Source organism: Dehalococcoidales bacterium, from assembly GCA_028716225.1.
Classification (GTDB): domain Bacteria; phylum Chloroflexota; class Dehalococcoidia; order Dehalococcoidales; family UBA5760; genus UBA5760.
This window is the reverse complement of sequence record JAQUQE010000043.1, coordinates 1-9,572: the sequence shown is the minus strand read 5'-3', so window position 1 is coordinate 9,572 and position 9,572 is coordinate 1. Positions and strand designations below refer to the sequence as shown.

Below are 9,572 nucleotides of genomic sequence, written 5' to 3'. Positions count from 1 at the left end.
ACTATGGCTGATTTTTAACAGGGATCTGAATTTGTACGGTGGTTCCTTTCCCTTCCTGACTATCTATCTCAATGGAACCAGCGTGGAGAACAACTATCTGCTTTACAATGGACAAGCCAAGCCCCGTACCAGGGCTCTTGGATTTTTCGGGTGTTCTAGTCTTATAGTAAGGCTCCATAATGCGGGACAGATTTTCTTTTGAAATTCCAATCCCGTTATCGGATACCTTGATAGTCGCATAACCGTTACGTTTGGTCAATGCCACTTTAACCGTTCCTCCGGAATGGGTGAATTTAATCGCATTCTCTACGACATTTAGTAGCATTTGTTTCAACAGATCATAATCACCGGAGATGAATACATCTTTGTTGGCTATAACTTTAAGCTCCAGGCCGCTAGCCAAAACTTGCACCTCTCTCTCTACCTCTTCTAATAGGTCTTTGAGATTTACCTTTTCAGATACAAGAGTTGGCCTTGATTGAAGTTGAACATCGAGTAATAGATTGTTACTCATACGAATTAGTCTACGTACCTCTTTGGCCATTCGTTCCAGGCTATCTCTAAGTTCAGGTTCTATTTGTTTTTGCATAAGAAGAACCTCAATCTGTCCCTGTATCGCTGTAAGCGGAGTTCTAAGGTCATGAGAGATAGTGGCCACAAATTGTTCCCTTGCTCTGAATGCTGTGTCTAGACGATAAAGCATGCTGTTCAGATTATCGGCGAGATGTTGTATTTCCAGCGGGCGGGGCTCGTCAGGTAACCTCACAAAAAGATTCTTGCTCTCTATTTCCTGTATTTGATCAAGGATTCCATCCAGAGGACGGAAACCCCGTTGCAGAATATATCTCCCTACTAGCAGGGCAGCCAGGATACCTGCAATCCCCACTACAAGAGCGTAACGCCAGAGCTGTTGCTCAGCAGTGACAACCTGCGCAAGACTATCTCCTGTCTGTATCACTACAATGGTTTCATGAGTATATGGGTCTATTACCGGAGTCGTGTAAATTCTAAGTGCTTCGTGACCTCTGATATCGATTGTTGCGAATCTCCCTGCGCTTGTCTCTGTTAGTGCTAGTTGCTGATCCATAAGAGGAATAAGCGGATCAGGTACATCTCCGAATATGGCAAGCTGATTTCCTGACGGATCGCTAATGCGAAATATGGCGGGAATATAAGCAAAGTACTCCTCGGTAAATAGCTCAATTAAATTTTCGTAGCCCTCGTTTCTGATTTCCGGACTGGCAATAATAACCTTGGCTACAGTTTCAGAGCGTTCCTGTAGACGTTCATCAACGGAATCAGCCAGGCTGGCTGTCATTACCTGATGGGTAACCAATACCATGCCTATTATTAGAATAGGTATGGATATGGCGTACCACAGGAAAATCTGACGGCGTAGGCTGCGCTTCATGGTTTCTCTCGAAGTGTATAGCCGTAACCCCGGAGCGAGTGTATCAAGTCGGCCTCTCCGCTTGAATTAAGCTTGCGTCTCAGGAAGTTGATATAAACCTTAACCGGGTCGGTATCTCCTTCGTAGTCATAACCCCATACCCGCTCGAGAATAAACTCCCGACTCAGAGGTTTCCCTACGTGCTGTACTAGTAGCTTTAACAGTTCAAACTCACGCTTAGTTAGCTCTATAGACCTAACGCCGCGGCGCACCTGCCGTTTCTCAAGATCAACATAAAGGTCAGCTACCTTGATAACGCCATCGGTCTGAATATTTCTTCTCCGCAGTACGGCACGAATACGTGCCATCAATTCTTCGAAGGCAAAGGGCTTGGGCAGGTAGTCATCGGCCCCTGCGTCCAGACCCCGTATGCGATCACCGACCTGAGTGCGGGCGGTCAGGATAATAATCCCGATTTCCTTACTGTTGCGGAGCTCCCGGCAGATATCAATTCCGTCTCCGTCAGGAAGCATCAGATCGAGAATAACCACATCAGGATAGCGGGTAAAGGCGATCTCCAGACCCTGCTGACCCGTATTGGCTACATCAACCTCAAAGCCCTTTAATACTAAACCTCGCCGGATAAAATCCGCGATATCCGGCTCATCCTCAATAACTAAAATCTTAACCGTCATTTCGTTAGATGCTTCTCCAGCTACTTTAACTACGATTATACTTTAGACCTTCGCACTTTACTAGCAAAAGCCACTGTAGATCTTGAATTTAACCATATTTTAACCTTCTTTCAACCGTTGTTTAACCGGCTAGGGGTTATCATTCATAGAAGAAGCAATCAGACTAATTATTCATTCCTGGACTTGGTAAGACGAAAAAGAGAGGTGATGCCAGTAGAGAGAGCCCGGAGGGATACTTCAGCTACTTCGCTTCCGAAGGGGGGACGCCCTTTTGATAAGGAGCATAGCGGAAAACCGGAGAACATAGCCTTATCTCCATAATGAAAAAGGGATATGTGCTTGCCTATTCTTTTCTATGGAGAGGGGTAATTAAAAAATTTTAAGGAGAATATTTAGGTCGATGAAAACCAAACTAATATCTAAGATTTTAGGCGTGGGACTGGCTATCGGGCTCGTCTTCTCTCTGGGCGCTGCCGTGATACCGGCCAGCGAGGCCCAGGCTGACCAGATGGAGTGGGGCCCGGTCAACACGCCGAGCTGGGATGACCTGGTCATCCTACCTGCCTCCGATATTCTCGACTACGCTGTTGGTGGCGATGAGGGCGACGTCATCTACGCCGTCCTCGAGCTGGATAGCCCCTGTGTAGAGGTCGGCTGGGAAGAAAGTGCAGGGGTTTGGCCGGGTAATTTTGCCCTGGTCAAGTCCGATAACGGCGGCGTCACCTGGAGCGACATAACCGATAAGGTTATGGACGCCAGTTCACTGCCTACTGATATTGTTAATAGTGCCAAAGCTGGTAACACCCACCTGAGCTTGGTAGCGGTAGCTCCTGATGACGATGACTGGGTGGCCGTGGCCGGCTACTACAATGGTTTACCCGGTACCGGTATCCCCTTTGTGGTCGCCTCCCAGGACGGCGGCTCCAACTTCACCTACGCCCACGCTGTAACTGATACCTCTAGAAGTACTTCCATGGTCTCTATTATGGACATGGCCATTTCGCCCAAGGTGGGCAGCATCCATAACATCGCCCTGGCCGGTATTGCTACTGATGTTACTAATGCCGGCACCGGCGCGGTCTTCCGCCTCGAAGGAGGTACCTGGCTGACCGGCGGCTGGGTTGACACCCGGTATTACCCCGGCTGGAACGACAGCACCGATACCCCCAATAGCTGGGATTTCGAAACCGATGGCGTGGTGGCTGTCGGCTTCTCGCCCAACTTCGATATGGATGACACCATCGTCTGCATGAGTGTCGGTAATTACCTCCCTTACATCCAGGAGGGGACACTGAACGGCGACGGCGCCTGGAACTATGAGGCCGGCTTTGGTGATGCTGTTCAGATAAAGGATGACGGCTCTGTAATTCAAACCCTCGCTATTCCGCGGTTTATGGGGTTTGCCTTACCCGCCGATTTCGACGGTTCTGAGCCGCAAGACAACAACATCTACCTCTACGTCAATGCTACCGATAACTACGGAGTCAAGGCGCCTATCGGCTACGTAATGATATCGGAGGACGGTAAACTGACCGGCCGCTGTGGTCCATCAGGAGACCCACTGCTGGCCAGCATCGACGTTCACGGCGACGCCGACACCTGTAAGGCCATGGTCGGTACTCTGGGTGTCACTCTCAATGCAGCCTTTGCGGCGTCAGAGATTAAGCCCTGTGCCGGCGTGGCTGTTTACCATACCGTCGAGCTCGACGACTGCTGCCCGAGATGGGAATCCGCCTGTAAGGATCCCTCTGGCCCGATTATGGCGGTAGTCGCCTACACTGAAGACGGTGAGAAGTCCTATGCAACCACCAGTGGAAGCCAGACCTTCCTCTTGGCTAACGAAGAATCTGACGATTATGTTATTAGTGGCTGGGATTTAGTCCTCGGTAACCTGCTCGATGAGTCCGCCTTCTCGGTGAGTCTCGATAACGCCGTCTCCTTCAACCAGATCAGCTTAATCGACACCGATATCGACTTCCTCTCCGATGTCGCCGTCTGCCCGGATTGCAGCGTAATCTACCTCTCCACCATCCAGAATGGGCATTTTGGAGAATGCTTGAATGAGCCGTTGGGAGAACAAGAGGAACACTTCGCCTGCGATTCCGTCTGGCGGAGTTACGATGACGGCGACACCTGGGAGCGCGTCTACCACGGCGACTGGTCTAATGACCGGAGCGGATGGGAAGCCGAAGGCCAGTTGCTGCTGCGGCTGCCCTGCGATGAAGACGCGGAATGCTGTACCATTTACATGGGCATCCAGGATACCCAGGACCTCTTCTACAGCCGCGACTGCGGCCAGTGCTGGAACAAGGCAGTCAACCAGAAGCTGACCATCCAGGACTTCGCCGTTGAGAGCGAGAACATCGTCTACATCCTCGATAAGTCGGGTAAGGTGTCCAAGTCTACCCAGTACGGTCGGCGCCCTTCTGACGGCGTTAATACCGATATCGGCTCCGGCCACTCGATAACCTCCTGCTGCCACCAGGGCTTTGTCGTCGTCGGCGGTGCTGAAGGTGGCAAGGTCGCCTGGTCAGATGACAGCGGTGTAACCTGGAACCTTACCGACAAGCTGCCAGGCGATGCCGAGGGTAACGTTCACGTCGCCTGCGACCCCGTCTGCGAGAACATCATCTACGCTGCCGTTGATGGCAAGGGTATCTACCGCACTGATATCAACGACGGCTCCTGGGATGACATGAACGCCATGGAGTATGACTACACCGGCATCGTGGTCGCCCGTGAGGGCACCCTCTACGCTTCCAGCGACGAGATATGGGCTGATAAGAGCGTCTTCTGCGAAGGCACTCGGTATGGATATGAGGGGTCGGGAGACTCCTTCAATCGATACAGTGGTGTTGCCCGCAACCTGACTCCCTGCGAGACTGACTGCTGTGGCACCGAGGACTGGGACTACCTGATTGCCGGGCTTTCCCCTAACGAAGAAGATTTTGACCAGAACCCGAGCGCCCTCAGAATCTGCGGCTGTCTCTCCCCAAGCACCAATTCCATCCTCTGGGCCATCGACACCTTCTGGTACGACGTTGTCGGTGCTTCAGACCATGGTCTGCTCTGGAGCTACGAGGACTGTGCCGCCAAGCACGGCCCGACACTGGTATCTCCCGAGGACGGAGCTATTCTTTCCTGCGACGTCTGCACTACCTGCGTAGGATCCCCGATGACCCTCAAGTGGGAGAGGATGTGCCTGGCCTGCAGCTATGACATCGAGATTATGGACGAGGACGGCAACACTATTTTCGAGATAATTGACAAAGAGATTACCGGCAACCCGCCCAGCCTGTACATCGATGACGCCCGGCTCGAATGCGGCCGCACCTACACCTGGCACGTTCGAGAGGCCAACACCGAGACCGACGAGTGCGTCCACAGCCCATGGTCGGAGACCTGGAGCTTCACCATCGAGGCCTCTTCGGCTAACGCGGTCAAGCTGATCGCCCCCGAACAGGGCGCGGTAGTTGCCCAGCGCACCGGGGTCGGCTTCTCCTGGAGCAGCGTCTACGACGCCACCACCTACAGCTTCGTTCTCTCGGCCAGCCCCGACCTTTCCGGCGCCCTGGCCAGTGCTGATGTCAGCGGTACCGCCTACGCCTACTCGGGTACCCTGGACTACGAGACTACCTACTACTGGCAGGTAACCGCCTGGAAGGGCAGCATCATGCTTTCCCAGAGCGATATTGGCACCTTTGCCGTCGCTGCCGAGGGGTATATACCGCCAGAGCCGGAACCGGCTGAGCCCGTGGTGATCGATATCCCCCCCACCCAGCAGATAGTTCCCACCTGGATCTATGCTGTAATCGGCATCGGCGCGGCGTTGATAATACTTGTCATCGTATTGGTATTTAGAACCAGGAAACCATCCTAGACTTTGAATTTACAAAAGTAGCGGTATCTCAGGCGTGAGGTTAATATTAATCTCATGCCTGAGATAATTTAATCGGTAAGGTAGTGGAAATGAGTAAAAAGTTAATTGCTGCCCTGGTCCTCTTAACATTAGGATTGGCATTTTGTGGAATCGGCTGGAGGCTGAACAGAATTGATCTGGAAGCCAGCAATTTGAAGTTGTTGGTTTTAGAGAATCAATTGGCAAATACGCACAATGAACTCGAACAAGTGCGAGCAGATCTCGCAGGTACGCTTAATGAATTGGGTTATACCTACAATTATCTAACGGAGGTGGAGACCGGGCTAAAGTCAACTAACGAAGAGTTGCTGATCACCAGGGAGGAACTGATTGAAACCAGGGAAAGGCTTTCTATTGTTAAGTCGGAGCGGTTAAGGCTGTATAACCCTACGCTTAAAGAGACCATTCAATTCTTGGCGGAGGATAAAACAGACTCCAACCCCTATGTTGAAGATGAATACGTATGTTCTCACTTTGCGGCTGATGTCAATAATAATGCCGAAAAAATGGGTATCAGGTGTGCTTTCGTCGATGTGCGTTTTCCAGCCTCGGGGCATGCTATAGTCGCCTTTGACACGGCCGATGAGGGCATCGTGTTTTTCGATCCTATTACCGATGACCGCGTCAGGCCTGTTATAGGCAGGGAATATTGGCAATGTGTGGAACCAAAACCAGGCTACTACTACGAAAAACCAACATTCGACGATACTATTACCGACATAGTAATTGTCTGGTAAAAAATGGGAGGTAATAAATGTGACATTCGGGAGGGCTATCAGGATGAAGGGTAGGGAATGTTTACTGTCTTTCTTAATTGGGGCAATACTTTCATTCGTGTTCGTCCTCACACCTGCCCACCCTGCTCTAGCCGTTAGAGACATCGAGTGCTCCCCGGACGAAGGTAGAATTGGGGATACGATTGATATTGATGGCGAAAACTGGCCACCCAGTGATCCGTCGGCCGAACCGCCGTTTTATCGCTATATTGATATTTATTTCACTTCTGAATTAGCTGTTGTCGGAGATAATATTGACAATAATATAGTTATCTATGAACTGGTAAAAAGCGGCATTTTAATTGATACCAGAGGTAATTTCGGCGTCCGTTTTAACGTACCTCCTGAACTGACAGACGGGAGCCCTCGTGAAGACGTTCGTGGTGGTGTTTATTGTATCTGCGTCACTTATGAGAATGAAAAAAGAATAAGGTCTGTAGAGCAATTCACGGTGTCAGGGGGTGAAATCACCAATTTTAGCCCCAAGAGCGGAGCAGTTGGTACTGAGGTTGATGTCAGTGGTGAATATTTTGGTGCGCGGGAAGACATTACCGTATTGTATGACGGTGATGAGGTGGATATTGAAAGTGGTGACTCTGAAACCGACAGCCGCGGCCGGTTTGACTGTACGGTTGCTATTCCGCCGAGTATTGCTGGAAAACACATTGTCACTATTCAGGATGAGACCCTTAGCGAGGTAGAAGAGATCTTCACCGTTGAGCCGGAGATAAAGGTTATACCGAACACTGCATCATCTGGTAATCAGGTTAAGGTCAGCGGTAATGGTTTTGGTAACAGAGTGCATGTGGAGGTTTTTCTTAATGGTCATGTAGTGGCTTCTGCCAAGACAGGACGTGATGGCAGTTTTACGGTTGACCTGGTCATACCTGATATAGTTGAAGGTTTTTATAGAATTGAAGCTGAGGATGATGATCGTAATGAAGCTAATACCGAACTTACTGTTGAGATAGGCACGCGGATTAATGCCAGCCCTGTTACCAGCGTCGATTCACCCGGGTATGTCGGACAGAGTATCACTATCAGCGGACTTGGGTTCAAGCCCAACACGGAGATCCTTATCACGAATATCGATACAAATATGACCATAGCAGCTACCACCAGTGACACCAGCGGAAGTTTCATCGCCGTCTTCAATATTCCAGAGATTGCAGCAGGAGCGCATAATATTACTGCCAGCGATGGCCAGAATTCCGCCGAAGCTACCTTATACATGGAGTCTACAGCACCAGCCATACCCCAGCTAATATCCCCACAAATGTGTACTAGGGCTAGCACACGGACGCAATTCGATTGGGTGGACGTAGATGATGATAGCGGTGTTACCTACGATCTTCAGATCGCAACGAATGATGATTTTAGTCTAGAATCCATTTTATTAACAAAGCTGAAAATCACTGAATCGGAATACATCCTTACTAAATCTGAAGCTCTAGCCTCAAGATCGGCGGCTGAACCTTATTACTGGAGAATAAGGGCTGTGGATGGTGCGTCCAATGCCAGTGATTGGAGTATGGTTGGTGAATTCTCGGTTGGCTTTACTTGGTCGAGCTGGATGGTCCACCTCTGGTGGGGACTCGGCGTTGCCGGCGTCGCCTTTTTATTTTATCGGCTAGGTAAAAGAGGCATGTATTATTAAAGGTGCTTCATCAAATAGTGAATGGGAGGTCATAAAGTGAAAAAACCTGTTGTAATGATATTTACTGCTGTATTGATATTTATTTTCAGTGTTTCTGGTATCGGCTGTAATAAGCATGAAAATAATAGCGGAGCTAACATAAGGATAGAAGATGTTTCTCTCGGAGGATTAGGTATCGAAGGCAGGCCTATTTCCGGTTTACCCTCTGATAGGATCAGCCTTCTGCTTGATGTATCCGCTGATGAGATTCAAATAGGTTATGATGGAGATAAGGTTAAATTAACCGTTAATCCATCCCAAGCCACTATAGAAATCAGGGATGGCGGCATATCAATTAAAGGCATAGAGCCTGAGCAATTAAGGATAGAATGGGGGGCAAGCAAGTAAAATGACCCAGGAGTACTGTGATCCATTTGTCTTCCTGCAATGGTGTTTCAGCCAGCATAATTGCTCGAACCGCTCTGTAATAATGGTGGCTATTTCTTAATAGCTAAATCTTAGAGGTATGTAAATTCAGGGTGAATGCCAGTGTATCTATGGCAACTAATATTGGCATCGTATCTTCTGGGATCAGTTCCAGCAGCCTATATTGCTGCTAACAGGTCAAAGGGAATAGACTTGAGAGATCTGGGCAGCGGTAATGTGGGGGCAAGTAACCTGATGCGCTTTACATCCAGGAGTATAGCTATCCCAGTAATACTTTTCGACTTCGTTAAAGGAAGCGCATTCTTATTGTTTGCTGAGTGGTTGGGATTCAGCCTTGGATCTCAGATGGCAGTGGGTATTGCCGCTGTTTGTGGCCATAATTGGCCAATTTTTCTTCGCTTTAAAGGGGGTAGAGGTGTTATCACGACTGCAGCAGTAGTTTTCGCCGCCGCCAGTGCGAATACACTGTCTTCGTGGGGCAACATAGCTTCCGTAGTAATTGCTTTAAGCACTGTTGTGGGGGTAAGTGTTTTATTCAAAAGAGGACCAACAGGTGTATTGGTTGGTATAGCTAGCATACCTATTCTGGCCTGGATACTTGGTGCGCCGACTCCTTTTATTCTGGGGTGCTTTGGTCTGTTTGGCATATTTTTGCTAAGACGATTAACTGCTCCACAACCGGTAAAGGTACATTTGACGAACAGGAGGC

The 9,572-nt window shown here is 49.5% G+C and carries 7 protein-coding genes; 5 read left to right on the top strand and 2 right to left on the bottom strand.

What is annotated here, in order from left to right:
• Position 1 precedes the first annotated feature (1 nt).
• Complete coding sequence (locus tag PHI12_12085) at positions 2-1,411, bottom strand: ATP-binding protein (GenBank protein MDD5511531.1); 1,410 nt, start codon at positions 1,409-1,411, stop codon at positions 2-4.
• Positions 1,408-2,085: a response regulator transcription factor gene (locus PHI12_12080; protein ID MDD5511530.1), complete on the bottom strand. Its 678-nt coding sequence runs from the start codon at positions 2,083-2,085 to the stop codon at positions 1,408-1,410. Before PHI12_12080 ends, PHI12_12085 begins: the two co-directional genes overlap by 4 nt.
• Positions 2,086-2,485: 400 nt before the next feature.
• Between PHI12_12080 and PHI12_12075 the strand changes: the two genes are divergently transcribed.
• The 5 genes from PHI12_12075 to PHI12_12055 form a co-directional block, all read left to right on the top strand.
• Entirely contained in the window at positions 2,486-5,965 is a 3,480-nt protein-coding gene (locus PHI12_12075) for a hypothetical protein (protein ID MDD5511529.1), read from the top strand.
• Between the two features lie 89 nt (positions 5,966-6,054).
• Positions 6,055-6,741 carry a hypothetical protein gene (locus PHI12_12070; GenBank protein ID MDD5511528.1) on the top strand — a complete coding sequence of 229 codons (687 nt, stop codon included), beginning with the start codon at positions 6,055-6,057 and terminating at the stop codon, positions 6,739-6,741.
• A gap of 19 nt (positions 6,742-6,760) precedes the next feature.
• A complete protein-coding gene (locus PHI12_12065; protein MDD5511527.1) occupies positions 6,761-8,437 on the top strand; it encodes an IPT/TIG domain-containing protein in 1,677 nt (558 codons plus the stop codon).
• Positions 8,438-8,473: 36 nt separating this feature from the next.
• Complete coding sequence (locus PHI12_12060) at positions 8,474-8,824, top strand: hypothetical protein (GenBank protein MDD5511526.1); 351 nt, start codon at positions 8,474-8,476, stop codon at positions 8,822-8,824.
• Between the two features lie 135 nt (positions 8,825-8,959).
• Positions 8,960-9,572, top strand: a 613-nt coding sequence (locus PHI12_12055) for a glycerol-3-phosphate acyltransferase (protein MDD5511525.1), incomplete at its 3' end; no start/stop codon positions are given.

Bases quoted from the DNA above. Each gene is read 5' to 3' on its own strand.
- PHI12_12085 (MDD5511531.1), bottom strand. From the start codon at position 1,411: ATGAAGCGCAGCCTACGCCGTCAGATTTTCCTGTGGTACGCCATATCC.
- PHI12_12070 (MDD5511528.1), top strand. From the start codon at position 6,055: ATGAGTAAAAAGTTAATTGCTGCCCTGGTCCTCTTAACATTAGGATTG.
- PHI12_12075 (MDD5511529.1), top strand. From the start codon at position 2,486: ATGAAAACCAAACTAATATCTAAGATTTTAGGCGTGGGACTGGCTATC.
- PHI12_12080 (MDD5511530.1), bottom strand. From the start codon at position 2,085: ATGACGGTTAAGATTTTAGTTATTGAGGATGAGCCGGATATCGCGGAT.